Source organism: Streptomyces sp. NPDC101166, from assembly GCF_044768125.1.
Lineage (GTDB): Bacteria > Actinomycetota > Actinomycetes > Streptomycetales > Streptomycetaceae > Streptomyces.
The window spans coordinates 445,664-468,962 of record NZ_JBIWPF010000001.1; the positions used below are offsets into that span (position 1 = coordinate 445,664).

The window sequence follows — 23,299 nt, forward strand, 5'->3', positions numbered from 1 at the left end:
GAGGGCGTGTCGCGCTGTCGCGACACGCCCTGGGTCCCTCAGGCGTCGGCCCCGGACGTGGCGCGGGCGAGGCGGCCGCGGATGGCGTACCAGCCTGCCACGAGCGCGGCGGCGATCAGCGGCAGGCACAGCACGGTGGTGCGTCCCGCGCCGCCGTCGGCGTACATGAGGACCAGGACGGAGGCGAGGAAGGCCAGCGTCACGACTTCGGTCCACGGGGAGCCCGGCAGTCGGTAGCCGGGGCGGGTGAGCTCGCCCTTCTGGGTCTTCCGCCAGAAGAGCAGGTGACAGACCATGATCATGCCCCAGGTGGCGAGGATGCCGATCGCCGCGAAGTTGAGCACGATCTCGAAGGCGTCGGCGGGCACGACGAAGTTGAGGCCGACGCCGAGGACGCAGATGCCGCTGGTGAGCAGGATGCCGCCGTAGGGGACCTGGCTGCGGCTCATCACGCCGGTGAACTTCGGCGCGGAGCCGGACTTCGCCATGGAGCGCAGGATGCGTCCGGTGGAGTACAGGCCGGAGTTGAGGGAGGACATGGCGGCGGTGAGGACGACGAGGTTCATCACGCCGCCGGCCGCGGGGATGCCGACCTTGGACAGGACGGTGACGAACGGGCTCTCCCCGGCGGTGTAGGACGACCAGGGCAGCAGCATCGACAGCAGGATCACCGAGCCGACGTAGAACAGACCGACGCGCCACATGATCGAGTTGATGGCCTTGGGCATGATCTTCTCGGGGTTCTCGGTCTCACCGGCGGCGACGCCGACCAGCTCGACGGAGGCGTAGGCGAAGACGACGCCCTGGACGATCAGCAGCATCGGCAGCAGACCGTTGGGGAAGAGTCCGCCATGGTCGGTGATGAGGCCGGGGCCCGGGGTGACGCCGTCGACCGGGTGCTGGGTGACCAGCAGGAAGATGCCGATGCACATGAAGACGACGAGCGCGCCGACCTTGACGATCGCGAACCAGAACTCCAGTTCGCCGAAGATCTTCACCGAGATCAGGTTCACGGTGAGGACCACGGCCAGGGCGACGAGCGCGATCATCCACTGGGGTATGTCGGAGAACATGCCCCAGTAGTGGGTGTAGGTGGCGACGGCGGTGATGTCGGCGATGCCGGTGGTGGCCCAGTTCAGGAAGTACATCCAGCCGGCCGTGTAGGCGCCCTTCTCGCCGAGGAACTCCCGGGCGTAGGACACGAAGGCGCCGGAGGAGGGGCGGTAGAGGACCAGTTCGCCGAGGGCGCGCACCACGAGGAAGGCGAAGACGCCGCAGACCGCGTAGGCGATGAAGAGGGACGGCCCGGCGTCGGCGAGCCGGCCGCCGGCGCCGAGGAAGAGGCCGGTGCCGATGGCTCCGCCGATGGCGATCATGTTGACGTGGCGGGACTTGAGGGACTTGCTGTACCCCTCGTCGCCGGCGTCGACATGACGGGAGGTGGGGCGCGTCTCGTCTTTGAGGTGCTGTTCGCTCACGCCTCGGTACCGCCTTCCGTGGTGCTGTCCGTGCGCGCGGAGCGCACGATGTCGGTGAGGGTCGTCTCGACGCGGTCGAGGTGGTGGCTCATGGCCTCCACCGCGTCGTGTTCACTGCCGTCGATCAGCGCCTCGACGATGGCCCGGTGCTCGCGGTTGGACTGCTCGCGCCGGCCGCCCAGCTCGTTGAGGAAGGCCGACTGACGCGCCAGTGCGTCGCGGATCTCCTCGATGACCCGGCGGAAGACCGGGTTCTGGGCGGCTTCGGCCACGGCGAGGTGGAAGAGGGAGTCCATCGCGACCCATGCGGTGGTGTCCGTCTCCCGCTCCATGCGGTCCAGCAGGTGGGCCAGGTGGTCCAGGTTCTCCGGGGTGCGGCGCACGGCCGCGTACCCGGCGACCGGGATCTCGACGTGGCGGCGCACCTCCAGCAGGTCGCTGGCCGCGTAGTCGCCGAAGGTGGGGTCCTCGACGGTGTTCGCGATCACGAAGGTGCCCTTGCCGGTCCGCGACATGGTCAGCCCCATGGTCTGCAGGGCGCGCAGGGCCTCCCGCAGGACGGGGCGGGAGACCTCCAGCGTGCGGCAGAGCTCCGCCTCGGAGGGGAGCTTGTCGCCGATGGCGTACGCGCCGCGTTCGATGGCGTCGCGGAGGTGGCCGAGGACCGCTTCCATCGCGCTGACGCGACGGGGTGCCGAACCACCTGTCTGGCTGTCTGACAGGTTCACGGAACCCGATGTTCCGGGAGGCCCGGGGCGGTGTCAAGGGGCGGCCCGGAATGCGGACCGCCGGCGGCCCGACGGCGACGGTCCGCGCTCCGGGGCGGCTCAGCCGTGCAGCACACCCGTCCCGAGCAGGGCGAACAGCAGCACGCCCACCGCGAGCCGGTAGATCACGAAGGCGTTGAAGGAGTGCTTGGCGACGAAGCGGAGCAGCCAGGCGATGGAGGCGTACGCCACGACGAAGGAGACGGCGGTGCCGACGATCAGGGGGGCCGCGCCCGCTCCGGTCCCGAGAGCGTCCTTCAGTTCGTACAGGCCTGCGCCGGTGAGGGCCGGGATGCCGAGGAAGAAGGACAGCCGGGTGGCGGCGACGCGGTCCAGGTCGAGCATGAGGGCGGTGGACATGGTGGCGCCGGAGCGGGAGAAGCCGGGGAAGAGCAGCGCGAGGATCTGCGAGCCGCCGACCAGCATCGCGTCCTTGAAGGAGGTGTCGTCCTCGCCGCGCTTGTGCCGGCCCATGCGGTCGGCGGCCCACATCACGCCGCTGCCGGCGATGAGCGAGCCGGCGACGACCCAGAGGGAGGCCAGCGGGCCCTGGATGAGCGACTTGGCGGCCAGGCCGACGACGACGATCGGGATGGTCGCGCAGATCACCCACCAGGCGAACTTGTAGTCGTGGTGGTACCGCTCCTCCTTGTCGGCGAGGCCGCGCGCCCAGGCGGAGACGATCCGCGCGATGTCCTTGCGGAAGTAGACGAGCACGGCGGCGATCGCCCCGACCTGGATGACGGCCGAGAAGCCGACGACCGCGTCGTCGTCGACCGGGATGCCCATCAAGCCCTCGGTGATCTTGAGATGGCCGGTGGAGGAGACGGGGAGGAACTCGGTCACTCCCTCGACGGCTCCGAGGACGACGGCTTGGCCGACGGAGATGGCGCTCATGGGATCCAGTTCTTCTCGGGAGCGGGGGTGCGGCGGGGACAGTCCTACTACACCCGGGCGTGGACTCCCTACGCCCACACCGCCCGCGCCAGGACCACTCCCACGAACGCCGCCCCGAGACCGGCGACCACGCTCGCGACGACGTTCGCCGCGGCGAACACACGTGCTCCGGTCTCGGCGAGCCGCAAGGTCTCGTAGGAGAAGGTCGAGTACGTCGTCAGCGCCCCGCACAGGCCCGTGCCCAGCAGCAACTGGAGGTGGGAGCCGACCGCTCCCGCAGCGACCGCGCCGGTGAGCAGACCGAGGATCAGGCAGCCGGCGACGTTGACGATGAAGGTGCCCCAGGGGAACACCGAGTCGTGCCGGGACTGCACCGCGCGGTCGGTGAGGTACCTCAGCGGGGCGCCGACCACGGCGCCCGCGACGACCAGCAGCCAGTTCACAACGACCTCTTACCCTGCGTGTCCGTTTCGTCCTGGATGTCGCCGCGGCCGACGTACCGGATGACCTCGCAGTCGTCGAGGATCACCAGCCCTTCGGTGACGAGCTCGTCGAGCTGCGGGAGGAACTCCCGGACGCGGGTCCGCGTGTCGACGATGACGACGGCCACCGGCAGGTCCTCGCTGAGGGACAGCAGTCGCGAGGTGTGGATCAGGGAGGAGGCGCCGTAGCCCTCGATGCCGCGGAAGACGCTTGCGCCGGCGAGACCGGCGGCGTGGGCGCGGTGCACGATCTCGGCGTACAGGGGTTTGTGACGCCAGGTGTCGTTCTCACCGATGAGGACGGTCACGCGCACGGCGTCGCCGGTCAGCCTCGTCATGGCTGCCTCCGCTTCAGGACACGGCGGGCCGCCGCGGAGGCGAGCCACACCGCGGAGAGGGCCGCGAGGAGCGTCGCGGCCAGGTAGGTCAGGCCGGTGCCCGGACGGCCGGAGTCGACCAGCTTCTGGATGTCGACGGCATAGGTGGAGAAGGTGGTGAAGCCGCCGAGGACACCGGTGCCGAAGAAGGGGCGGACCAGCCTGTGGGCCGCCCTGGCCTCGGTGACGACCACCATGAACACGCCGATGACGGCGCAGCCGACGACGTTGGTCCACAGAGTCGCCCAGGGGAACCCCCCGGGTGGCGCGGGCCAGTGGAGCAAGGCCGCGTACCGGGCGGTCGCACCGAGGGCGCCGCCGAGGGCGACCACCGCGACCACCGGCGCCTGACCGCGCCGGGCGGAGGGCCGTGCGGGACGGGTCCGGGCGCGGAGGCTCTCGGTCTCCGGAGCTGTCATGCCTGCGTCTCTCCTACTCGCCAGGGCCCTGGCACGGGCGCGCTCCATCGCGAGCAGGGACCGTTGGCGGCGAGCACGCCGCGGTTCGGGTACGGCGGGCCCCACCGCCGCGCCGCGAGGGCGATCGCGGCAGGTGACCAGGATAACGTCGGCGCCGGACCGGGGTCACTTCGCGGCGGGGGCCTCGCACACCGCGATGCCGCGTTCCCACAGGCTGCCCAGGACGAGCCGGCCGCGGGCCTCGCAGACGCTGGTGACCATGCGGAAGCCGGAGCGCCGACGGGTGAGGTGGTGCACGGTGCGGCCCTCGTCGTCGACGGCGAGCACTCCGACGGAGCCGGTGGGGCGGAACGGCGCGCGCAGGGCGAGCCGGGCGGCGCGCCGGCGGACCCCGGGGGACGCCCGGTGCAGGAGGTCGAGCGGGGGAACCCGCGGTCCGGCCAGGGCGACCCAGATCGGGCCGTCGGGGGCGCCGCGCCACAGGTTGTCCGGGAAGCCCGGCAGGTCCTCGACGAGAGTGTCGGCACGGCCGGCGCCGGGGCCGGTGAGCCGGTAGCGGGTGAGGCGGCGGGCGCCGGTCTCGGCGACGACGAGCGCGCCGCCGTCGGCGCTCAGGGCGAGGCCGTTGGCGAACTGGAGCCCTTCCAGGAGGACTTCGGGTTCCTCCTCGCCGGGGGCGAGACGCAGCAGGCGGCCCGTGCCGGTGTGTTCGACAAGGTCGCCGATCCAGTCGTGCAAGGGGTGGACCTGGCTGGAGACGGTGAAGAAGACGGTCCCGTCGGGCAGGGCGACGACGTTGCTGCAGAACCGCAGCCGCTCCCCCGCCGCCCACTCCACGAGGACTCGCGTGCGGCCGGTGCGGGTGTCGACGCGGAGCAGCGCGCCGTCCGCGTCGCACACCAACAGGTCCGAGTCAGGGAGAAGTTCGAGGCCGAGGGGGCGGCCGCCGATCACGGCGAGCTCCTCGACACGGGCGCATGCGGGATCGTCGAGACCGTCGACGCGCAGGATCCGTCCGTCCGCGAGTCCGGTCAGGACGCGGCCCTGCGGGTCGGCCACGACGTCCTCCGGGCCGAGGCCGCCGAGGGAGAGGTACCGCACGGGGACGAGATCCGAGGGTCGGTGCATGGGTGGGTCTGCCCTTCGCTGGTGGGTCGATGCCTGGTCGCGGGTCGCGTGGGTGGTGTTGACGGAGCTGCGGGTTCCCCGTCGGCCGTCACCACCCTTTCTCGAACATGCGGGCCACTTCGGCGATGCGCATCTCGTCGCGCCGGTAGTGGGTGCGGCGGCGGATCCGCTTGGCACGCAGCAGACCGAGGTCGGCGAGGAGGGTGAGGTGGGTGTCGGCGACTCTGCGGTGCACGCCCAGTTTCGCCGCGAGGGCGTCCGCGCTCACGCCGTCCTCGACGAGGTCGCCGTGCCGTTGCGGCGGGAAGTGCCGGGCAGGATCCTTCAGCCACTCCAGGATGGCCAGACGCCGTTCGCTGACCGGAGTCCTCAGCATGTCGTCCCCTCCGTCCTCCCTGGGACCGGGCTCCTAGGGCGTCTTGCGAAAGTAGCGCCTGCCCCGCGTCCTCCCACTGTCGCGCAGCCGGGGCGGCCCTGTCCTGGACTCCGCCAGCCTTGGCCTGGATCCAACACCACCTGCCCGTAAAGCAGTTCGCAGAGGTCATGGACGACGAGAAGGGGCCGGCCCGCGTGCTGCGGCCGGCCCCTCGACTGCGCGTCGGGTGTCAGCGGTGGCTGAACCAGGACATCGAGGGCAGCGCCCTGTCGTCGTAGCCGAACAGGGCCTGGTTCTCCCAGCCGTTGCCGGAGGCCGCGTCGGCCGGGTCCCAGCCGTTGCCCGCGACGGCGGTCCAGGTGGACTCCCAGTGGAACAGGCCCAGGCCGCGTCCGTTCGGGACGGCCTCGACGATGCTCGCCACGTCCTTCATCCAGCGGGTCTGGCCGGCGACCGTGGCCGGGTAGCCGGGGACCAGTTCGCCGGGGACGTCGATGATGTTCTCGTGCGCGTCCTTGCTGTCCAGCCGGAAGGGGTAGGCCGTCTCGGCGACGAAGACCGGCTTGGCGTAACGGGAGGCGGCGTCGTCCAGAGTGGTCTGGAAGTCGGCGAGCGTGCCGTGCCAGTAGCCGTAGTACGACAGGCCGATGACGTCGAACTTCACCCCGCGGGAGACGGCGTTGTCGAACCACCAGCGGGTGCCGGCCAGGTCACCGCCCTTGGCGAGGTGCAGGGCCACCGCCGTGCGGGAGTCCACGGCCTTGACGGCGTCGTAGCCGGAGTTGAGCAGTCCGGCGAGCTGGTCCCAGTTGTCCGTGGAGCCCGCCGGCCACAGCGTTCCGCCGTTGATCTCGTTGCCGACCTGCACCATGTCGGCGGTGGTGCCCTGTGCTTTGAGGGCGCGCAGGACGTCCTGGGTGTGCTGGTGGACGTCGGTCTTCAGCTGGTCGTAGGAGTGGCCGGACCAGCGGGCGGGCACCTTCTGCGCGCCGGGGTCGGCCCAGGTGTCCGAGTAGTGGAAGTCGACCAGCAGCTTCATGCCCCGTGCCTTGACGCGCTTGGCGGCCGCCAGCACCCGGGCCTTGTCGTTGTAGCCGTCGGCGGGGTTCACCCACACCTTCAGGCGCGCCCAGTTCTGCCCGGCGTTCCTCAGGATGGCGAGCGCGTCGCCCCTCGTGCCGGAACTGTCGCGGTAGACGCCGCCCTTGGCCTCGCTCTTGACAAGGGAGGAGACGTCGGAGCCCTTGACGGCGAGGCCCGTGGAGCCCGGGGTGAGGGTCAGGTCGTCGACGTTGATCCAGTTCCCGGCGTTGGCGTCGGAGGCGACGCTGACCGTGCACTGTCGGCGGGTGACCGCGACGGAGGCGACCACGCGGATCCAGCCGCTCGCGGAGACCGGGATGTCCGTGCGCTGTTCGGGGCCGCCGCAGTTCTTCAGGCCTATGGAGGCGGAGTTCTGGCCGCCGCCGGAGCGCACCCAGGCGGTGAGGGTGTAGGCGCCGTCGGCGAGCCCGGACAGCCGCTGGTAGGTCTCCACCTTGTAGGGGGTGGCCGCCCAGTGGGACAGGCGCAGACTGCCGCCGTGGCCGCCCGCCTCGGTGAACGAGGCGGCGCTGTCGCCGTTCTCCGACCAGCCGGCGGGCACGGCCGTCCCGGAGCCGTCGGCCTCGAAGCCGCCGTTGGTGAGCGGGGCGGCGGCGTGCGCGCTCGGCGCCGGGAGGGCGGTGAGGGCGAGTCCCGCGGCGAGCGGCAGCAGCAGGGCCCTGAGGGTGCGTCTGGGATGGAACATCGTCGTCCGTCGTCCCTTCGACGTGGTGGGGTGGGTTCTCACGGGGAGGACTCGCACGGGGAGGCCCCCGTGACGAAGGCCCCCCTCGCCCGCGGCTCGTGGCTCCACGGGCGAGGGGGGAGCCGGTTCAGCCGTCGAGTCGTACGACGCGTACGGCTCCCGCCGGGACCGCGAGGCGGCCCGCGGCGCGTTCGCCGGTCAGCAGTTCGGCACCGGGGGTGTCCAGCGGCACCTTGGCCTCGGCGCCGGTGTGGTTGATCGCGAACAGATAGGCGCCGCTCTCGCCGGAGCGCCGGACGACCTCCAGATCGCGCGGCAGACCGGTGCGCGGGGCGAGCCGTGCGTCGTCGGCGGCCCGCTCCAGCAGGGCGGTCAGGCCGTCCTGGCCGAGGCGGGTGGAGACGTACCAGGCGGCGCCCTCGCCGAGGCGGTGGCGGGTGACGGCCGGGTGGCCGGCGGTGAGGCCGTCGGCGTACGTCCAGATCGTCTCCGCGCCGCGCGGCACGACGAACTCGCTCCACACATCGCCGCTCAGCTCGACGCCGTCGGGGCCGGTGACCCGGACGCTCTCACCCTGGAGCAGCGGGGAGAACTCCTCGACGGTCAGGCCGAGGACGTCGCGCAGCGCGCCCGGGTGGGGGCCCTCGTGGACGGCGTCGTGTTCGTCGACGATCCCCGAGAAGCAGGAGACGACGAGGGTTCCGCCGTTCTCGACGTAACGCGTGAGGTTGCGGCCGGCCGCCTCGGTCGTCAGGTAGAGGGCGGGCACGACGACGAGGGGGTAGGCGGACAGATCGGCTTCCGGGTGGGCGAAGTCGACGGTGAGGTGGAGGTCGTAGAGGGCCGCGTAGAAGGCGTCGGCGCGTTCGCGGGCGTCGTGGTCCTCGCTGGGGCGCCAGGCGAGATTCTGCGCCCACCAGGACTGCCAGTCCCACAGGACGGCCACGTCGGCCTCGGTGCGGGTGCCGCGGACGGCGCTCAGGGAGTCGAGGGCGGCGCCGAGTTCGACGACCTCGCGCCACACGCGGGTGTCGGTGCCGCCGTGCGGGACCATCGAGGAGTGGAACTTCTCGGCGCCGCGCCGGGACTGCCGCCACTGGAAGAACATGGCGCCGTCGGAGCCGCGGGCGACGTGCCCGAGGGAGTTGCGGGCCATCTGGCCGGGGGCCTTGGCGGGGTTGCGGGGTTGCCAGTTGACGCCCGAGGTGGAGTGCTCCAGGAGTATCCAGGGGGCGCCGCCGGCGACGGAGCGGGTGAGGTCGGCGGCCATGGCGAGGTTGACGTGGGTGCGGCGGCCGTCGGTGATCAGGTAGTGGTCGTTGGTGACGATGTCGACCTCGCGGCCCCAGGCCCAGTAGTCGACGGAGTCGCACTGGCTGAGGGCGGTCATGAAGTTCGTCGTGACCGGGACGCCCGGTGAGAGGCGGTGCAGGATGTCCCGCTCCGCGCGGAAGTTCTCGCGCATGGTGGCGTCGGCGAAGCGCTTGTAGTCGAGGGCCTGGCCGGGGTTGCCGACGGTGGGGGTGGTGCGCGGCGGGTCGATGTCGTCGAAGCTCGTGTAGCGCTGGCCCCAGAAGGCGGTGCCCCAGGCCTCGTTGACGGCGGCGACGGTGCCGTACGTCGCTTGTAGCCAGCGGCGGAAGTGGGCGGCGCAGGAGTCGCAGTAGCAGGCGGAGACGGGGACGCCGTACTCGTTGTGGACGTGCCACATCGCCAGAGCCGGGTGGTTTGCGTAGCGTTCGGCGAGCCGGGTGGTGATGTTCGCGGCGGCCGTGCGGTAGTCGGCGTCGCTGTGGCAGATCGCGCCGCGGGAGCCGAACGCGAGGCGCACGCCGTCCGGGGTGACGGGCAGCGCCTCGGGGTGCGCGCGGTAGAACCAGACGGGCGGGCAGACGGTGGGAGTGCCGAGGTCGACGCGGATGCCGTTGTCGTGGAGCAGGCCGAGGATCCGGTCCAGCCAGCCGAAGTCGTACACCCCCGGCTCCGGCTCCAGCAGGGCCCAGGAGAAGATGCCGACGCTGACCATGGTGACGCCGGCCTCCCGCATCAGCCGGACGTCCTCCTGCCAGACGCTTTCCGGCCACTGCTCGGGGTTGTAGTCCCCGCCGAAGGCGAGCCTGGTGAGGCCCCTGGGGGTGGTCTCCGGCATGGGCTCCGGCATGGGTTCTCTCCCGTTGGGTCGATCTTCTGAAACCGTGCGCACCACGGATCATGGGAACGTGCACACACCAGATCAGCGGTTCGAAGCCAACATAACCGCACAGCAACAACCATTGACAAGTGTCCAGGATGTTTCTCTACTGTGAACGCTCACAGAAGCATGGCAGGTTCTCGCAGCAGGTGAGAGCCCAGGTCAGGGGAGAAGATCCATGCCCAACGCGAAGCGCCGCCGGCTGTTCAGAGTCACGGCCGCCGCCGTCGCCGCCGCTCTCGGCGGCACCGCCCTCGCCGCGTGCGGCTCGTCCGACGAGAGCGACGCACAGTCCGGACCGGTCTCGCTGACGTACTGGAGCTGGACCCCCGGCATGGACAAGGTCGCGGACCTGTGGAACAAGGGGCCCGGCAAGAGCGCGCAGATCACGGTCACGGTGAAGAAGCAGGCGTCCGGCGACGACCTGGTCACCAAGATCCTCACCGCGCACAAGGCCGGCAAGGCGCCCGACCTGGTCCAGGCCGAGTACCAGGCGCTGCCCACGCTGGTCAGCAACGACGCGCTGGCGGACATAGCCGGCGACGTCGGCGACGCCAAGGGCAAGTTCGCCGAGGGTGTCTGGCAGCAGACGACGCTGGGCACGGACGCGCTGTACGCGGTGCCGCAGGACATCGGGCCGATGATGTTCTACTACCGCGAGGACCTGTTCAAGGAGTACGGCCTCACGGTCCCCACCACCTGGGAGCAGTTCGCCGAGACCGCCCGCGCGCTGAAGAAGAAGGCGCCGGACAAGGACCTGACCACGTTCTCCGCCAACGACTCCGGACTGTTCGCGGGCCTCGCGCAGCAGGCCGGCGCCAAGTGGTGGACAACCTCCGGCGACAAGTGGAAGGTCGGCATCCATGACGCGGCCACCAAGAAGGTCGCCGACTTCTGGGGCGGTCTGGTCAAGGAAGGCGCCGTCGACGACCAGCCGATGTACACCCCGGCCTGGAACAAGGCGCTCGACACGGGCAAGCAGATCGCCTGGGTGAGCGCCGTGTGGGCGCCCGGCACCCTGACCACCGCCGCGCCCGACACCAAGGGCAAGTGGGCCATGGCCCCGCTCCCCCAGTGGTCGCAGTCCGAGAACGTCACCGGCAGCTGGGGCGGCTCCTCCACCGCCGTCACCACCGACTCCGAGCACAAGGCGGCAGCGGCGAAGTTCGCCGCCTGGCTGAACACCGACGGCGCGGCGCTCACCGCGCTGGCCAAGGAGGGCGGCATCTACCCGGCCTCCACCTCCGCCCAGCTCAGCGGCGCCTTCACCACGCCGCCGGCCTACTTCTCCAACCAGCCGGACTTCTACACCAAGGCCGCCGCCATCGCGAAGACGACGGCGCCCTCAGCCTGGGGCCCGAACGTGAACGTCGCGTACACCAGCTTCAAGGACGCCTTCGGCGCCGCGGCGAAGAACAAGTCGGACTTCTCCGCCGCCCTGGACACGATGCACGCGGCCACCGTCGCCGACCTCAAGAAGAACGGCTTCGGGGTCTCCGAGTGACCAGCGCACACGGCACGCCGTACGGAGCCGGGAAGGCCCCGTACGTCCTTGCCTCCCGCACCGCGCGCCGCGGACGAGCGCGCAGCGCCCCGTACCTCTTCCTCCTTCCCGCCACGGTGCTCTTCGTGCTGTTCTTCGCGCTGCCCATCGGCTACGCGGTCTGGCTCAGCCTCCGCAAGGTGAAGGTGTCCGGGCTGGGCCTGGGCGCCGGAGCCCGCAGGGAGGTCTGGGCCGGCCTGGAGAACTACACGGCCGCCTTCACCGACGACGAGTTGCTGAACGGCGCGCTGCGCGTGCTGGGTTACGGCTGCATCGTGGTCCCGGTGATGCTGGGCCTGGCGCTGCTGTTCGCGCTGATGCTGGACTCCGAGAAGGTGCGGCTGACCCCGTTCACCCGGCTCGCGATCTTCCTGCCGTACGCCATTCCCGGCGTGGTCGCGGCGCTGCTGTGGGGTTTCCTGTATCTGCCGGACGTCAGCCCGTTCTACTTCGTGCTCGACGCGCTGGGCCTGCCGCAGCCGGACCTGCTGGACGGCGGGCCGTTGTACCTGGCCCTGTCGAACATCGCGGTCTGGGGTGGCACCGGCTTCAACATGATCGTCATCTACACCGCGCTGCGGGCCGTCCCGGGCGAGGTGTACGAGGCGGCGAAGCTGGACGGGGCCACCCCGCTGCAGATCGCCCTGCGGATCAAGATCCCGATGGTGGCGCCCTCCCTGGTGCTGACGTTCTTCTTCTCGATCATCGCGACGCTCCAGGTGTTCAGTGAGCCGACCACGCTGAAGCCGCTCACCAACTCCGTTTCCACGACGTGGAGTCCACTGATGAAGGTGTACCGGGACGCGTTCCGCACGGGCGACGTCCACGGGGCGTCCGCGCAGGCCGTGATCATCGCGCTGGCCACGCTGCTGCTGTCCTTCGGGTTCCTGCGGTTCGCGAACCGCCGTACCGAACGGGAGGCGGCCCGATGAGTTCGCTCGCCGTCCACGAGGCGCCCGCCGCGGCCGGCGCCAGGGGCACGGACCGCAGCCGCCCGCCGCTGCGCGCTCGCGTCGCTCTCGTCCCGACGCTGACGCTGCTGTTCGGTGCGGTGTACTGCCTGCTGCCGGTGGCGTGGGTGGTGATCGCCTCCACCAAGTCGGGGCGCGAGCTGTTCTCCACGTTCACGTTCTGGCCGGGGACCGGCTTCGCCGACAACATCGCCGACCTCAACTCCTACCGTGACGGCCTGTACTGGAGGTGGATGGGCAACTCCGCCCTGTACGCCGGCGCCGGCGCCCTGCTGTCGACGTGCGTGTCGGCGGTCAGCGGCTACGCGCTGGCGACGTACCGCTTCCGGGGCCGTGAGACGTTGTTCAACGTGCTGCTGGCGGGCGTGCTGATGCCGCCGGTCATCCTGGCCGTCCCGCAGTACCTGCTGCTGGCGCAGGCGAACGTCACGGACTCGTACTGGTCGGTGCTGCTGCCGCAGATCCTCTCCCCCTACGGCGTCTACCTCGCGCGCGTCTACGCGGCGGCGGCCGTGCCGGCCGACGTGGTGGAGGCCGGGCGGATGGACGGGGCGGGCGAGTGGCGGATCTTCACCAGGATCGCGCTGCCGATGATGGCGCCGGGACTGGTGACGGTGTTCCTGTTCCAGTTCGTGGCCGTGTGGAACAACTTCCTGCTGCCGTACATCATGCTCAGCGACGACGAGCGGTTCCCGATCACGCTCGGCCTCCACACGCTGCTGGAGCAGGGGTCCAACACACCCGCGCTGTACACGCTGGTGATCACCGGCGCGTTCCTGGCGGTGATCCCGCTGGTGGCGCTGTTCCTGGTCGTCCAGCGGTTCTGGAACCTGGACCTGCTGTCCGGGGCAGTAAAGTCATGACGATGAGCAATGGCGCGGGGGGCAGGCGCAGACCGCCGACGATCCACGACGTGGCCCGCGAGGCGGGAGTCTCACGGGGCACCGTCTCCCGGGTGCTCAACGGCGGTCACTACGTCAGCAAGTCCGCCCGGGAGGCGGTCGAGGCGGCCATCCGCAGGACGGGCTACGTCGTCAACCGGCATGCCCGCTCGCTGATCACCGGGCGTTCCGACTCCGTGGGTTTCCTGCTCACGGAGCCCCAGGAGCGGTTCTTCGAGGACCCCAACTTCAACGTCCTGCTGCGGCACTGCACCCAGGCGCTGGCCGCGCACGACATCCCGCTGCTGCTGATGCTGGCCGGGACCGAGGACGAGCGGCGGCGCATCACCCGGTACATCACCGCCGGGCACGTGGACGGGGTGCTGCTGGTCTCCAGCCACTCCGGGGACCCGATCGCCTCCGAGCTGCGCGAGGCGGGAGTGCCGCTGGTCGCGTGCGGCAAGCCGATCGGGCTCGGGTCGAAGGTGAGCTACGTGGCCGCCGACGACCGGGACGGCGCGCGGGACATGGTGCGCCATCTGCTGGGGCTCGGCCGGCGCCGGATCGCCGTGGTCACCGGCCCGCTGGACACCCCGGGCGGGGTGGAGCGGCTCGCCGGCTACAAGGAGGTGCTGGCGGAGGCGGGGGTCGCCTACGACGAGCGTCTGGTCGTCTCCGGCGACTACAGCCGGGCCAGCGGCGAGGCGGGCGCGGAACGGCTGCTGGAGCGGGCGGCGGATTTGGACGCGGTGTTCGTGGCGTCCGATCTGATGGCGCAGGGCGTGCTGACGGTGCTGCACCGGGCGGGCCGGCGCGTCCCCGAGGACGTGGCGGTCGGCGGTTTCGACGACTCCCCCGCGGCGACGGCCGCCTCGCCGGCGCTCACCACGATCCGTCAGCCCTGGGACCGGATCAGCGGCGAGATGGTGCGGGTGCTGCTCGCCCAGATCGGCGGCGAGGACCCGGCGGCCGTGATCCTGCCGACGGAGCTTGTCCGACGGGAGTCGACGTGAGCGGCGGGTCGACGGGGGCGGGGTTCTTGCGTCCACACTAGTTGCACGGTAAACAATGGGCGTCGACAGTGTTACCGTGCGGGTATGGCAGCGAAGATGGCCGAGGCGGGCCTCGAAGAGCGGTGGCGCGACATCCTCTCGGTGCACGCGCGCACGATGTGCGAGATCGACCGCGCGCTGCACCCCCACGGCCTCGGCGCGAGCGACTTCGAGGTGCTCGACATCCTCGCCGCCGAGGCGCCCCGGCACGGCGACCAGTGCCGGGTGCAGAACCTCGTCGGCCGGGTGCACCTCAGCCAGAGCGCCCTGTCCCGTCTGATCGGCCGTCTGGAGAAGGACGGCCTGGTGGAGCGCTCCGTCTGCGTGGAGGACCGGCGCGGCGTCTGGGTCGCCCTCACCCCCAAGGGCCGCGACCTGCACACGCAGGTCCTGCCGCTGCAGCGGGCGGTGCTGGAGCGGATGCTGGGCGGCTGAGCACACCGACAGGCGCCCACGCCGAGAGGCGCGGGCGCCTGCGGGAACGACCGGGGCCCTTGGGGTGGTCAGGTCACCTGGCCAACAGTGTGCGGACCCCCTCCGAGGTGAGGGTCAGGGGGTGGTCGCCGGCGGCGTCGATGGAGAGGGAGAGCTCCCCTTCCGGCCACTGGTGGGCGAGGGCGCCCAGAGGCACCAGGCGGTAGCGGGCCACCTCCGGGAGAAGGTCGACCATCTCCGGCTCGGAGGTGAAGACGGGCACCACGGACGCGCCGCCGGGCTGCTCCAGCACGGGGAGCGCCAGCGTGGCGGGGTTGGTGACGTCCTCGTCGGTGGCGTCGTCGGGGACGGGCACCAGTACGTCGCAGTGGGCGAGGGTGTCCAGGGCCTCGGTGTCCCCCGTGTCCTTGGCCAGCGCGTCCAGCGCTCGGGCGGCGGGGGTCGTGTCGGGCTCGTGGGCGGGTGTTTCCATGGCTCTTCCCCAGATGGGCGGCGGATGGGCGGTCCGGCCACGCGTACCCGCTCGCACCGCGCTCAATCGGGGTGCGGCCGTCGTTTCCTGGATACCCGGGACCTTTCCACGACGCTGGAGGGACACGTGAAGCACCCGGAGCTGCCCCCGTACACCGAGCGGCACGAGGAGGTCCTGCGCGCGCTGGCCGCGGCCGAGGAGCGCGGCGGCGGCGAGCCGGTCCATCTGGAGGAGATCTCGCGCGGGGCCGGGCTCGGCACGGACGAGACGCAGATCCTGCTGGACGACCTCAGGCGCGTGCACCACCGCGTCACCGAGCTCGCGGGCAGCGACCGCCCCGACCTCGGCCCGCGCTTCGGCACCGCGCCGCGGTTGTGATACCCGCAGGTAGCGGCCCCCCTGAAGGACCGCGGGACGAGCGGGTTATCGTATGAGCGCTGCCTAGCTCGAAAGAGAAACCTGTGACTGTCAACGACGACTCGTTCACCAACTGGAAGAACCGCGAGGAGATCGCGGAGTCGATGATCCCGATGATCGGGAAGCTCCACCGGGAGCGGGACGTCACCGTCCTGCTGCACAGCCGCTCCCTGGTGAACAAGTCGGTGGTCAGCATTCTCAAGACCCACCGCTTCGCCCGGCAGATCGCCGGCGAGGAACTCTCGGTGACCGAGACGCTGCCCTTCCTCCAGGCCCTCACCACGCTGGACCTCGGCCCGTCCCAGATCGACATCGGCATGCTCGCCGCGACCTACCGGGCCGACGACCGCGGTCTGTCGGTGCTGGACTTCACCGCTGACGCCGTATCCGGCGCCACGGGCGAGAACAAGATCGAGCGTCGTGAGCCGCGCGACGTCGTGCTCTACGGCTTCGGCCGCATCGGCCGGCTCGTCGCCCGGCTGCTGATCGAGAAGTCCGGCTCCGGCAACGGTCTGCGGCTGCGCGCCATCGTCGTGCGGGGCGGCGGGGAGCGGGCCGGCGAGGACATGGTCAAGCGCGCCTCACTGCTGCGCCGCGACTCCGTCCACGGCCAGTTCCAGGGCACCATCACCGTCGACGAGGCGAACAGCACGATCGTCGCCAACGGCAACGAGATCAAGGTGATCTACGCGAACGACCCCTCCGAGGTCGACTACACCGCGTACGGCATCAACCACGCCATCCTGATCGACAACACCGGCAAGTGGCGCGACCGCGAGGGCCTGTCGAAGCACCTGCGGCCGGGCGTCGGCAAGGTCGTGCTGACCGCGCCCGGCAAGGGCGACGTGCCGAACATCGTGCACGGCGTCAACCACGACACGATCAAGCCGGACGAGGACATCCTGTCCTGCGCCTCCTGCACCACCAACGCGATCGTGCCGCCGCTGAAGGCGATGGCGGACGAGTACGGCGTGCTGCGCGGCCACGTGGAGACCGTCCACTCGTTCACCAACGACCAGAACCTGCTGGACAATTACCACAAGTCCGACCGCCGGGGCCGTTCCGCGCCGCTCAACATGGTCATCACGGAGACCGGGGCCGCCTCCGCCGTCGCCAAGGCGCTGCCCGACCTCAAGGCGCGGATCACGGGCAGCTCGATCCGCGTCCCGGTGCCCGACGTGTCGATCGCGATCCTCAACCTCCAGCTCGCCCGGGAGGCCGAGCGCGAGGAGGTCGTCGACTACCTGCGCCATGTGTCGCTGACCTCGCCGCTCAAGCGCCAGATCGACTTCATCAGCGCGCCCGACGCGGTCTCCAGCGACTTCATCGGCTCGCGGCACGCCTCGATCGTGGACGCCGGCGCGCTGAAGGTGGAGGGCGACAACGCGATCCTCTACCTCTGGTACGACAACGAGTTCGGCTACTCCTGCCAGGTCGTCCGCGTCGTCCAGCACGTGTCCGGGGTGGAGTACCCGACGTACCCGGCGCCGAGCGCCTGACGGCCGGGCGCCCCGTGCCGCGTACGGCCCCGTTCCCGCGTGCCGCGGGAGCGGGGCCGTACGGGTCTCGCGTGAGCGGGCTCAGTCGGAGACGGTCTCCGGGCGGCCCGGCTCCGACCAGTGGGTGTGGAAGGAACCGGGGCGGTCGGTGCGACGGTAGGTGTGGGCGCCGAAGTAGTCGCGCTGCCCCTGGAGCAGGGCGGCGGGCAGCCGGCCGGCGCGCAGGGTGTCGTAGTGGGCGAGGGCGGCGGAGAACGCGGGCACGGGGATGCCGCGCCGGGCGGCCGACGCGACGGTCTCGCGCCACGGGACCTGCGCGGCGGCGATCTCCCGGGAGAACTCCTCCTCGGCGAGCAGGCTGACCAGCTCGGGGTCGGCGGCGTACGCGGTGCGGATGCGGTCGAGGAACGAGGCGCGGATGATGCAGCCGCCGCGCCAGATCTTCGCGACCTCCCCCAGGTCGATCTTCCAGCCGAACTCGCCGGCCGCGTCCTGGATCATCTTCCAGCCCTGGTCGTAGGCGATGACCTTCGACGCGTACAGGGCGTGCTCCACCTGGGAGGTGAAGCGTGCGGCCTCGGTGCGGCTGAGCTCGGGCGCGGTGCCGCCGGGCAATCCGGCGTAGGCGGCGCGCAGGTCGCTCTGGCCGGAGGCGGCGCGGGCGAAGGTGGCCTGGGCGATGGCGGTGACCGGGGAGCCCAGGTCCAGGGCGGTCTGCACGGTCCAGCGGCCGGTGCCCTTCTGGCCGGCGGCGTCCGCGACGACGTCCACGAACGGCCGTCCGGTGGCGGCGTCGGTGTGGGCGAGGACCTCGGCGGTGATCTCGATCAGGTAGGAGCCGAGCCGGCCGTCGTTCCAGGTGCGGAAGATGGACGCGATCTCCGTCGGGGTGTAGCCGGCGACCTGGCGCAGCAGGTCGTACGCCTCGGCGATGAGCTGCATGTCGGCGTACTCGATGCCGTTGTGGACCATCTTGACGAAGTGCCCGGCGCCGTCGGTGCCGACGTGGGCGGCGCACGGCTCGCCCTCGATCTGAGCGCCGATCTTCTCGAACATCGGCCCGAGCACGGCGTACGACTCGGTGGAGCCGCCGACCATGATCGACGGCCCGTTGAGGGCGCCCTCCTCGCCGCCGGAGACGCCGGTGCCGACGAAGTGGATGCCGCTGGCGCGCAGGGCCTCCTCACGGCGGCGGGTGTCGGCGAAGTGGGCGTTGCCACCGTCGATGATCATGTCGCCGGGCTCCAGGAGCGGGGCGAACTCGTCGATCACGGCGTCGGTCACCGCACCCGCCTGCACCATGATCATCAGTCTGCGGGGGCGCTCCAACGCGGCCACGAACTCCGCGGCCGTCTCGGCGGGCACGAACGCGCCCTCGTGCCCGTACTCGTCCACGAGCGCCCGGGTGCGGCTCGCACTGCGGTTGTGGACGGCGACGGTGTAGCCGTTGCGGGCGAAGTTGCGCGCGAGGTTGCGGCCCATCACGCCGAGGCCGGTGACGCCGATGGCAGCGGTTGCGTTCATGAGGTACGTCCCTTGGATCGATGCGCGAGAGGGGCGCGCGGCCCCTCGTTGCCGACAGGTACGGCTCGGAAGACCGATCTTCTCGACGACAAGGGAAGAAAGGTGCGGCGGCGCGCCCGGCGGGTGCCCCGGGCGGCCGGGGCGCCGAGCGCTGGAGCGCCGCGACGGAGGTGAGCTCGTCGCCCTCGCTGTGGCGGAGGCCACGTCCGCGGTGAGGGTGCGGGCATGTCGCCGGGTGGGGGCCGCGGGCTACCGTTTCAGCGGCTCCCTGTCCCCTTTTCGCAGTCCGGACGGCTATCAGTGCGCGCAGACCTCTCCCCCCTCATCGCGGCGACCGCCCAGTGGCTGACCCGGTCGTACCCGGCGTCCGGCGGCGCGATGGCCTCGGCCCTGTGCGAGGCGCAGGCCCGGCAGGCGGTGACCGTCGCGGCGTGGCTGCGGTACCCGACGGTGATGGACGCGGCGCTGGTGGACGTGGCCGGTCCCGGGGGGTCGGCGCGGCTGGACCGGGTCAGCGGGGCGAAGGCCGACGACGCGGCCTGGCGCAGCTGGGTGGACGAGGTGGTCGCGAGCTGGGCGGCCTGTCTGCTGACCGACCCCGAGCTGGCCGCTCTGGCGGTGGCCGGCCTGGAAGGGAGCGACCACACCACCGGCCTGCCGATGACCTTCCGCCGCCTGCTCGCCCCGGACGCCCACGACCGCAGGGCGGCGGCCCTCCTGCGCCACCCCGACCTCCTCGCCCCGGTGTCCGACCTCCATCGCCGGCAACTCGTGGACCACCTCGGCCAGGGCCGGGCGCTCATCGCCTGAGGGCGACGACCCCCGGGAACGCAGTTCGCTCAGGCCGCCGTCTGCAGGGCCTCTCGGGCCGGGTGGTCGTCGTCCGGGTGGCTCGGGAGGGGGTGGGGCGGGGGTGTGCGGGGGCGGCGCCGGTGGAGGACGAGGCCGGCGGTGATCGTGGTGGCGATCAGAAGGCCGCTGGTGACCAGGGCGCCGCGGGCTCCCGCGAGTTCCATGAGCAGGCCGAGGGCGGGCGGGCCGCCCAGGCCCCATACCGTGCCGACGCTGTTCCACACGCCGAGGACGCGTCCGCGCATATGGGCGGGCGGATCGGTCTGGAGGACGGCCGTTCCGGCGGTGTCGGAGACGGACTCCACCACCGCCATGGGCAGGACCAGGACGAGGAGCACGGCCAGCGACGGCGACAGTCCCGCCACGACCTGGAGCAGCCCGCCCGCCGCCGCCAGCGCGCCGACCGCCCGCACCGAGGGCTTGCGCAGGCGGGCGCCGAGGACCGCGCCGAGGATTCCGCCGACGGCGAGGACCGTGGAGACCGTGCCGAACGCGCCGGGACCGCCGGCGAGGGGGCCGGTGACGAGCACGGCGAGGGTGAGGCCGTAGTTGCGGCCGAAGACGCCGCTGACGCCGGTGATGCCGGCGAGCGCGACGAGACGGGGGCGGCGGGCGAAGAACAGCAGGCCCTCGCGCGCGCTCGCCTCGGCCCGACGGTCGCGCTGCCGGGGGACGAGGGGCTTGCCGGCCGCCCCCCGGCGGGCTGAGGCGGCGACGCTCGCGCCTCGCGCGGGCTTCAGGAACGGGATGACGGCGGTCACGAAGAGGAACGACAGGCCGTTGGCGACGTAGGCGGCGGCCGTGCCGAGGAAGCCCACGGTCACTCCGGCCAGCGCCGCGCCGGCGAGCCGGCCCGCGTTGTGGACGAGCGCGCCGACGCCGATCGCGGAGGGCACGTCCGCCACGGGCACGAGGTCGTTGCCGAGCAGGGCGCAGGCCGGGCCGTCGACGGTGGCGATCGTGCCGGTGACGGCGGCCAGCACCATCAGGGACGTCATGTCGAGGCGGTCCAGCGCCACCAGCACCGCGGTCGTGAAGGCGACCGCGCCGAGGAGGGCCTGGCTGACGGCGGCGGTCAGCTTGCGGGGCCAGCGGTCGACGGCCGCGCCGCCCAGGACGCTCATGAAGAGCGCCGGGGCGGCCTGGACCGACATGGACAGGCCGGTCGCGGCGGCGGACCCGGTGATCTGCAGGACCAGCAGGTTCTGGACCGTGAGCTGCATCCAGGTGCCGGTGTTCGACAGGAGGTTCGCGACGGACCACCAGCGCATGCCGCGGTGTCTCAGCGACCGCCACGGCGAGCGGGACTCCGCCCCGGGGAGGGCGGGGGCGGCGGTGTCGGGGGCAGGGGGAGGCGCGGGAGCGGGGATCGTAGGCACAGTGCGGAACCCGAGGGGCGAGCGGCGGTCACAGGGGCAGCGGAAACCGGGGAACGCCGGCTTCGCTGCACGGCCACTCCTCCTGGGCCCCGGTGCGGGGCCCGTCGGTCACGGCGCGGACCATCGTGGCAGACGGGGTGGGGGGAAGCGGGGGAAGCGACTTCGGCGCACCGTCGCGCAATGCCTCAAGTCCCGCCGGGCCAGAGCCCTTTGCCCCGGCAAGTGTGCTTCCTCACAAGCCCTTCGCCCGGTCCGGGCGGGCCGAGATCCTTCGAGGTCCGGGCGCGCCGACGGGCCCGTCACCGTGTGACGGACCCGTCGGCAGCGTCCCTCGGGGCGGGCAGGATCAGCTCTTCTTGCCCCGCCCCGTCAGCGCGTCGCGCATGCGGTCGACCATGCCCATGCCCGGCGCCAGCATCTTGTTGGCCGGAGGCTTGTCCGGGGCGGTCGGGTGAGGCCGCGTCGGTGCCGTCTTCTTCGCCGTGCGGACCTTGTCGCCCAGCTCGTCCAGGGCGCTCTCGGGGCAGGCCGCGCGCAGTGCCGGGAAGAGGTTCGCCTCCTCGTCGGCCACATGCTCGCGGATCTCGCTCATCAGCGAGCCGACCAGCCGGTCGAAGTCGGCGTCTTCCGCGGCGCAGCCCTCCAGGTCCTTCATGAGCTGCTCGGCCTTGGCGTGGTCCTCCAGCTCCTTGTCCGCGAGGGCGTCCCCGCCGGCGACGTGCTCACGCACCGCCGGGTAGAGGTAGGCCTCCTCGGCCACCGAGTGCCGGACCAGCTCCATCGTGACCTGGTCCGCGTACAGCTTGCGGTCCTTGTGTCCGGACGGCAGCGCCTCGATCTTGCCGAACAGTTCCTCGACCTCGTGGTGATCGGTCACCAGTTCGTCGATGACGTTCCCACCATGACCCATGTCCTTCACCTCCAGCCTGGGACGGCTCCCGGGCGGATCCGCCAGAGGGCCGAGTGCCCCGCTGCGCAAGGTCGACACCGCCCCCGTGCGCGGCGGGCGGGATCCGGCGCCGGACGCGGACGGCATCGGGTGAAGTCGCGCACGAATGGGCGATTGAGCACAATGAGGAGCGAACAGGGATCAACGTGTGAAACCAACTGGCACGGGAACACCGTCCAGAACCGTCACCCCTCAGCCGTCGGGAACACGGCGGCCCGCCCGGGACGGCGCTGCGGATCAGCGCCCCTCTTCGTCCCGGCCCCGAGCCCTCTCACGTCCCTGCCCCAGCCCCGTCCCCGACCCGCTCCGGCATGTCTCCCCGCTGCACCGGACCCCGTGCGCCGGGCTTCCCGGCGCTTTCGACCGCGGCCGAAGGACGTTCCATGACCGATGCGACTCCCCGCCTGCCCTGGCATCGTGCCCTGGTGACGGGCGGCGCCGGCTTCCTCGGCAGTCATCTGTGCGAGCGCCTGCTGGATTCAGGCGCCGAAGTCGACTGCGCGGACAACCTGGTGTCGGGTTCACACGAGAACGTCGCCCACCTCCTGGGGCGGCCCGGCTTCCGGCTCGTCGAGTGCGACGTCTGCGCCCCCGACGCGCCGGGGCGCCTCGCGGGTCCGTACGACGTGGTGCTGCACTTCGCGTGTCCCGCCTCCCCCGCCGACTACCTGCGGCTGCCGCTGGAGACCCTCGACGTCGGCAGTCTCGGCACTCGCGCCATGCTCGCCGTCGCCGAGCGCGACGGCGCCCGCTTCCTGCTGGCCTCGACGTCCGAGGTGTACGGCGATCCCCTGGTGCATCCGCAGCGCGAGGACTACTGGGGCAACGTCAACCCCGTCGGCCCGCGCAGCGTGTACGACGAGGCCAAGCGGTTCGCCGAGGCCCTGGTCACCGCGCATGTGCGCGCCCGGGACGCCGACGCCGGGATCGTACGGCTGTTCAACACCTACGGGCCGCGGATGCGCGCGCACGACGGCCGGGCCGTGCCCACCTTCGTCAGCCAGGCCCTGTCGGGCGAGCCGTTGACGGTGGCGGGCGACGGGAGCCAGACACGGTCGCTGTGCTACGTGGACGACACCGTCGAGGGCGTGCTGCTGGTGGCCGCGAGCCACTCGGTGCGGCCGGTGAACATCGGCGGCAGCGACGAGGTGACCGTCCGGGACATCGCCCGCCGGGTGGTGGAGCTGACCGGGTCCTCCTCCCGCATCGAGTTCGTCGACCGCCCGGTGGACGACCCTCAGCGCCGCCGCCCGGACACCGCCCTCGCCCGGGAGCTGCTGGGCTGGTCTCCCAGGGTGCCCTGGGAGGAGGGCGTCAAGCACACGATCGCCTACTTCGCCGCGAAGCAGCCGGCGCGGGCGGCGCACGAGCCCGGCCGCGAGCCCACCCCGCAGGCCTGAGACGTCTCCCCCACGCCGCCA

At 71.7% G+C, this 23,299-nt stretch carries 24 protein-coding genes; 10 read left to right on the top strand and 14 right to left on the bottom strand.

The window, feature by feature from the left end:
• Positions 1–38 precede the first annotated feature (38 nt).
• From ACIRS4_RS01980 to ACIRS4_RS02025, 10 genes are all read right to left on the bottom strand, one after another.
• The gene (locus ACIRS4_RS01980; protein ID WP_404188549.1) at positions 39–1,478 is read right to left on the bottom strand and encodes an amino acid permease; all 1,440 of its coding nucleotides are present in this window, start codon (positions 1,476–1,478) and stop codon (positions 39–41) included.
• On the bottom strand, positions 1,475–2,206 hold the full coding sequence (locus tag ACIRS4_RS01985) for a FadR/GntR family transcriptional regulator (RefSeq protein WP_404188552.1): 732 nt from the start codon (positions 2,204–2,206) through the stop codon (positions 1,475–1,477). Before ACIRS4_RS01985 ends, ACIRS4_RS01980 begins: the two co-directional genes overlap by 4 nt.
• 99 nt (positions 2,207–2,305) lie before the next feature.
• Positions 2,306–3,142, bottom strand: a complete 837-nt coding sequence (locus ACIRS4_RS01990; RefSeq protein WP_404188554.1) for an undecaprenyl-diphosphate phosphatase — start codon at positions 3,140–3,142, stop codon at positions 2,306–2,308.
• Positions 3,143–3,210: 68 nt separating this feature from the next.
• Positions 3,211–3,585 (bottom strand): fluoride efflux transporter CrcB, encoded by a 375-nt coding sequence (gene crcB, locus ACIRS4_RS01995; protein WP_404188557.1) that lies wholly within the window; start codon positions 3,583–3,585, stop codon positions 3,211–3,213.
• On the bottom strand, positions 3,582–3,962 hold the full coding sequence (locus tag ACIRS4_RS02000) for a DUF190 domain-containing protein (protein WP_404188560.1): 381 nt from the start codon (positions 3,960–3,962) through the stop codon (positions 3,582–3,584). The genes crcB (ACIRS4_RS01995) and ACIRS4_RS02000 overlap by 4 nt, the downstream gene beginning before the upstream one ends.
• Entirely contained in the window at positions 3,959–4,420 is a 462-nt protein-coding gene (gene crcB / locus ACIRS4_RS02005) for a fluoride efflux transporter CrcB (RefSeq protein ID WP_404188563.1), read from the bottom strand. Before crcB (ACIRS4_RS02005) ends, ACIRS4_RS02000 begins: the two co-directional genes overlap by 4 nt.
• Before the next feature lie 165 nt (positions 4,421–4,585).
• The gene (locus tag ACIRS4_RS02010; RefSeq protein WP_404188566.1) at positions 4,586–5,548 is read right to left on the bottom strand and encodes an SMP-30/gluconolactonase/LRE family protein; all 963 of its coding nucleotides are present in this window, start codon (positions 5,546–5,548) and stop codon (positions 4,586–4,588) included.
• Positions 5,549–5,636: 88 nt separating this feature from the next.
• Complete coding sequence (locus ACIRS4_RS02015) at positions 5,637–5,924, bottom strand: ArsR family transcriptional regulator (RefSeq protein WP_404188568.1); 288 nt, start codon at positions 5,922–5,924, stop codon at positions 5,637–5,639.
• 229 nt (positions 5,925–6,153) lie between these two features.
• Positions 6,154–7,713: an arabinogalactan endo-beta-1,4-galactanase gene (locus ACIRS4_RS02020; RefSeq protein WP_404188571.1), complete on the bottom strand. Its 1,560-nt coding sequence runs from the start codon at positions 7,711–7,713 to the stop codon at positions 6,154–6,156.
• 127 nt (positions 7,714–7,840) lie between these two features.
• The gene (locus ACIRS4_RS02025) at positions 7,841–9,862 is read right to left on the bottom strand and encodes a beta-galactosidase (protein WP_404189750.1); all 2,022 of its coding nucleotides are present in this window, start codon (positions 9,860–9,862) and stop codon (positions 7,841–7,843) included.
• 220 nt (positions 9,863–10,082) lie between these two features.
• On the opposite strand from ACIRS4_RS02025, the gene ACIRS4_RS02030 reads away from it, so the two are divergent.
• From ACIRS4_RS02030 to ACIRS4_RS02050, 5 genes are all read left to right on the top strand, one after another.
• On the top strand, positions 10,083–11,408 hold the full coding sequence (locus ACIRS4_RS02030) for an extracellular solute-binding protein (protein ID WP_404188573.1): 1,326 nt from the start codon (positions 10,083–10,085) through the stop codon (positions 11,406–11,408).
• A complete protein-coding gene (locus ACIRS4_RS02035; RefSeq protein ID WP_404188576.1) occupies positions 11,405–12,379 on the top strand; it encodes a carbohydrate ABC transporter permease in 975 nt (324 codons plus the stop codon). The genes ACIRS4_RS02030 and ACIRS4_RS02035 overlap by 4 nt, the downstream gene beginning before the upstream one ends.
• A complete protein-coding gene (locus ACIRS4_RS02040) occupies positions 12,376–13,281 on the top strand; it encodes a carbohydrate ABC transporter permease (RefSeq protein WP_404188579.1) in 906 nt (301 codons plus the stop codon). Before ACIRS4_RS02035 ends, ACIRS4_RS02040 begins: the two co-directional genes overlap by 4 nt.
• The gene (locus ACIRS4_RS02045; protein WP_404188581.1) at positions 13,278–14,312 is read left to right on the top strand and encodes a LacI family DNA-binding transcriptional regulator; all 1,035 of its coding nucleotides are present in this window, start codon (positions 13,278–13,280) and stop codon (positions 14,310–14,312) included. Before ACIRS4_RS02040 ends, ACIRS4_RS02045 begins: the two co-directional genes overlap by 4 nt.
• Before the next feature lie 84 nt (positions 14,313–14,396).
• A complete protein-coding gene (locus tag ACIRS4_RS02050; RefSeq protein ID WP_404188584.1) occupies positions 14,397–14,786 on the top strand; it encodes a MarR family winged helix-turn-helix transcriptional regulator in 390 nt (129 codons plus the stop codon).
• Positions 14,787–14,859: 73 nt separating this feature from the next.
• Here ACIRS4_RS02050 and ACIRS4_RS02055 read toward each other — a convergent pair whose 3' ends face one another.
• Positions 14,860–15,258: an SseB family protein gene (locus ACIRS4_RS02055; RefSeq protein WP_404188587.1), complete on the bottom strand. Its 399-nt coding sequence runs from the start codon at positions 15,256–15,258 to the stop codon at positions 14,860–14,862.
• Positions 15,259–15,384: 126 nt separating this feature from the next.
• Here ACIRS4_RS02055 and ACIRS4_RS02060 point away from each other — a divergent pair, with 126 nt between their 5' ends.
• Together ACIRS4_RS02060 and ACIRS4_RS02065 are read left to right on the top strand one after the other, a co-directional pair.
• Positions 15,385–15,636 carry a hypothetical protein gene (locus ACIRS4_RS02060; protein WP_404188590.1) on the top strand — a complete coding sequence of 84 codons (252 nt, stop codon included), beginning with the start codon at positions 15,385–15,387 and terminating at the stop codon, positions 15,634–15,636.
• An 83-nt stretch (positions 15,637–15,719) separates the two neighbouring features.
• Complete coding sequence (locus tag ACIRS4_RS02065; protein WP_404188592.1) at positions 15,720–17,174, top strand: glyceraldehyde-3-phosphate dehydrogenase; 1,455 nt, start codon at positions 15,720–15,722, stop codon at positions 17,172–17,174.
• A gap of 81 nt (positions 17,175–17,255) precedes the next feature.
• Here ACIRS4_RS02065 and gndA read toward each other — a convergent pair whose 3' ends face one another.
• A complete protein-coding gene (gene gndA / locus ACIRS4_RS02070) occupies positions 17,256–18,698 on the bottom strand; it encodes an NADP-dependent phosphogluconate dehydrogenase (RefSeq protein WP_404188594.1) in 1,443 nt (480 codons plus the stop codon).
• 300 nt (positions 18,699–18,998) lie between these two features.
• On the opposite strand from gndA, the gene ACIRS4_RS02075 reads away from it, so the two are divergent.
• Positions 18,999–19,508, top strand: coding sequence for a hypothetical protein (locus ACIRS4_RS02075; RefSeq protein WP_404188597.1), 510 nt, complete (start codon positions 18,999–19,001; stop codon positions 19,506–19,508).
• 29 nt (positions 19,509–19,537) lie between these two features.
• On the opposite strand, the gene ACIRS4_RS02080 is transcribed toward ACIRS4_RS02075, so the two are convergent.
• Positions 19,538–20,821, bottom strand: a complete 1,284-nt coding sequence (locus tag ACIRS4_RS02080) for an MFS transporter (protein ID WP_404188599.1) — start codon at positions 20,819–20,821, stop codon at positions 19,538–19,540.
• A 454-nt stretch (positions 20,822–21,275) separates the two neighbouring features.
• Positions 21,276–21,839, bottom strand: coding sequence for a hemerythrin domain-containing protein (locus ACIRS4_RS02085; RefSeq protein WP_404188601.1), 564 nt, complete (start codon positions 21,837–21,839; stop codon positions 21,276–21,278).
• Between ACIRS4_RS02085 and ACIRS4_RS02090 the strand changes: the two genes are divergently transcribed.
• Together ACIRS4_RS02090 and ACIRS4_RS02095 are read left to right on the top strand one after the other, a co-directional pair.
• Positions 21,838–21,972, top strand: coding sequence for a hypothetical protein (locus tag ACIRS4_RS02090; protein WP_404188604.1), 135 nt, complete (start codon positions 21,838–21,840; stop codon positions 21,970–21,972). The genes ACIRS4_RS02085 and ACIRS4_RS02090 overlap by 2 nt on opposite strands.
• A gap of 289 nt (positions 21,973–22,261) precedes the next feature.
• Entirely contained in the window at positions 22,262–23,278 is a 1,017-nt protein-coding gene (locus tag ACIRS4_RS02095) for an NAD-dependent epimerase/dehydratase family protein (RefSeq protein ID WP_404188608.1), read from the top strand.
• Positions 23,279–23,299 lie beyond the last annotated feature (21 nt).

What these genes read in the sequence shown, in the direction of transcription:
- ACIRS4_RS02090 (WP_404188604.1), top strand. Translation starts at nt 21,838, where the DNA reads ATGTCCTTCACCTCCAGCCTGGGACGGCTCCCGGGCGGATCCGCCAGA.
- ACIRS4_RS02080 (WP_404188599.1), bottom strand. Translation starts at nt 20,821, where the DNA reads ATGCGCTGGTGGTCCGTCGCGAACCTCCTGTCGAACACCGGCACCTGG.
- ACIRS4_RS02000 (WP_404188560.1), bottom strand. Translation starts at nt 3,962, where the DNA reads ATGACGAGGCTGACCGGCGACGCCGTGCGCGTGACCGTCCTCATCGGT.
- ACIRS4_RS02025 (WP_404189750.1), bottom strand. Translation starts at nt 9,862, where the DNA reads ATGCCGGAGACCACCCCCAGGGGCCTCACCAGGCTCGCCTTCGGCGGG.
- ACIRS4_RS02045 (WP_404188581.1), top strand. Translation starts at nt 13,278, where the DNA reads ATGACGATGAGCAATGGCGCGGGGGGCAGGCGCAGACCGCCGACGATC.
- ACIRS4_RS02030 (WP_404188573.1), top strand. Translation starts at nt 10,083, where the DNA reads ATGCCCAACGCGAAGCGCCGCCGGCTGTTCAGAGTCACGGCCGCCGCC.
- ACIRS4_RS02010 (WP_404188566.1), bottom strand. Translation starts at nt 5,548, where the DNA reads ATGCACCGACCCTCGGATCTCGTCCCCGTGCGGTACCTCTCCCTCGGC.
- ACIRS4_RS02095 (WP_404188608.1), top strand. Translation starts at nt 22,262, where the DNA reads ATGACCGATGCGACTCCCCGCCTGCCCTGGCATCGTGCCCTGGTGACG.
- ACIRS4_RS01990 (WP_404188554.1), bottom strand. Translation starts at nt 3,142, where the DNA reads ATGAGCGCCATCTCCGTCGGCCAAGCCGTCGTCCTCGGAGCCGTCGAG.
- ACIRS4_RS02055 (WP_404188587.1), bottom strand. Translation starts at nt 15,258, where the DNA reads ATGGAAACACCCGCCCACGAGCCCGACACGACCCCCGCCGCCCGAGCG.
- ACIRS4_RS02050 (WP_404188584.1), top strand. Translation starts at nt 14,397, where the DNA reads ATGGCAGCGAAGATGGCCGAGGCGGGCCTCGAAGAGCGGTGGCGCGAC.
- ACIRS4_RS02020 (WP_404188571.1), bottom strand. Translation starts at nt 7,713, where the DNA reads ATGTTCCATCCCAGACGCACCCTCAGGGCCCTGCTGCTGCCGCTCGCC.
- crcB (WP_404188563.1), bottom strand. Translation starts at nt 4,420, where the DNA reads ATGACAGCTCCGGAGACCGAGAGCCTCCGCGCCCGGACCCGTCCCGCA.
- ACIRS4_RS02040 (WP_404188579.1), top strand. Translation starts at nt 12,376, where the DNA reads ATGAGTTCGCTCGCCGTCCACGAGGCGCCCGCCGCGGCCGGCGCCAGG.
- ACIRS4_RS02085 (WP_404188601.1), bottom strand. Translation starts at nt 21,839, where the DNA reads ATGGGTCATGGTGGGAACGTCATCGACGAACTGGTGACCGATCACCAC.
- gndA (WP_404188594.1), bottom strand. Translation starts at nt 18,698, where the DNA reads ATGAACGCAACCGCTGCCATCGGCGTCACCGGCCTCGGCGTGATGGGC.
- ACIRS4_RS02015 (WP_404188568.1), bottom strand. Translation starts at nt 5,924, where the DNA reads ATGCTGAGGACTCCGGTCAGCGAACGGCGTCTGGCCATCCTGGAGTGG.